This window comes from Paenibacillus sp. oral taxon 786 str. D14 (genome assembly GCF_000159955.1).
In the GTDB taxonomy this organism is placed as follows: Bacteria; Bacillota; Bacilli; order Paenibacillales; family Paenibacillaceae; genus Fontibacillus; species Fontibacillus phoenicis.
In genome coordinates, this window is sequence record NZ_GG696010.1 from 2294 (window position 1) to 3888 (window position 1595).

The window sequence follows — 1595 nt, forward strand, 5'->3', positions numbered from 1 at the left end:
CAAGTGAGAATGCCGGTATGAGTAACGAAAAGATCAGTGAGAATCTGATCCGCCGAAAGCCTAAGGGTTCCTGAGGAAGGTTCGTCCGCTCAGGGTAAGTCGGGACCTAAGGCGAGGCCGAAAGGCGTAGTCGAAGGACAACAGGTAGAAATTCCTGTACCACCGTAATCCGCTATGAGCGATGGGGTGACGCAGTAGGGTAGTGACGCGAGCTGATGGATGCTCGTCCAAGCAGTGAGGCTGGTGTGTAGGCAAATCCGCACACCGATAAGGCTAGGCTGTGATGGGGAGGGAAAATTTACAGTACCGAAGGTCATGATCTCACACTGCCAAGAAAAGCCTCTAGCCAGGAGAAGGTGCCCGTACCGCAAACCGACACAGGTAGGCGAGAAGAGAATTCTAAGGCGCGCGGAAGAACTCTCGTTAAGGAACTCGGCAAAATGACCCCGTAACTTCGGGAGAAGGGGTGCCTCGGTAGGGTGAATAGCCCGAGGGGGCCGCAGTGAAAAGGCCCAAGCGACTGTTTAGCAAAAACACAGGTCTGTGCGAAGCCGCAAGGCGAAGTATACGGGCTGACGCCTGCCCGGTGCTGGAAGGTTAAGGGGAGCGGTTAGGGTTTAGCCCGAAGCTGTGAACCGAAGCCCCAGTAAACGGCGGCCGTAACTATAACGGTCCTAAGGTAGCGAAATTCCTTGTCAGGTAAATTCTGACCCGCACGAATGGCGTAACGACTTGGGCGCTGTCTCAACGAGAGATCCGGTGAAATTTTAATACCTGTGAAGATGCAGGTTACCCGCGACAAGACGGAAAGACCCCATGGAGCTTTACTGCAGCTTGATATTGGACTTGGATACGATTTGTACAGGATAGGTGGGAGCCTAGGAAGCCGGAGCGCCAGCTTCGGTGGAGGCGCCGTTGGGATACCACCCTGATCGTATCTAGGTTCTAACCTGGTACCGTGAATCCGGTACGGGGACAGTGTCAGGCGGGCAGTTTGACTGGGGCGGTCGCCTCCTAAAGAGTAACGGAGGCGCCCCAAGGTTCCCTCAGAATGGTTGGAAATCATTCGAAGAGTGCAAAGGCAGAAGGGAGCTTGACTGCGAGACTGACAAGTCGAGCAGGGACGAAAGTCGGGCTTAGTGATCCGGTGGTACCGCATGGAAGGGCCATCGCTCAACGGATAAAAGCTACCCTGGGGATAACAGGCTTATCTCCCCCAAGAGTCCACATCGACGGGGAGGTTTGGCACCTCGATGTCGGCTCATCGCATCCTGGGGCTGAAGTAGGTCCCAAGGGTTGGGCTGTTCGCCCATTAAAGCGGTACGCGAGCTGGGTTCAGAACGTCGTGAGACAGTTCGGTCCCTATCTGTCGTGGGCGTAGGAAATTTGAGAGGAGCTGTCCTTAGTACGAGAGGACCGGGATGGACGCACCGCTGGTGCACCAGTTGTTCCGCCAGGAGCACAGCTGGGTAGCTAAGTGCGGACGGGATAAGCGCTGAAAGCATCTAAGCGTGAAGCCCCCCTCAAGATGAGATTTCCCCGTATGTAAGACCCCTTGAAGACGACAAGGTTGATAGGCCTGAGGTGGAAGTGCC

1 rRNA gene is annotated in these 1595 nt (G+C 55.4%); it reads left to right on the forward strand.

The features are described 5' to 3' along the window. A 23S ribosomal RNA gene (locus tag POTG_RS23405) occupies positions 1-1595 on the forward strand; the annotation flags it as partial.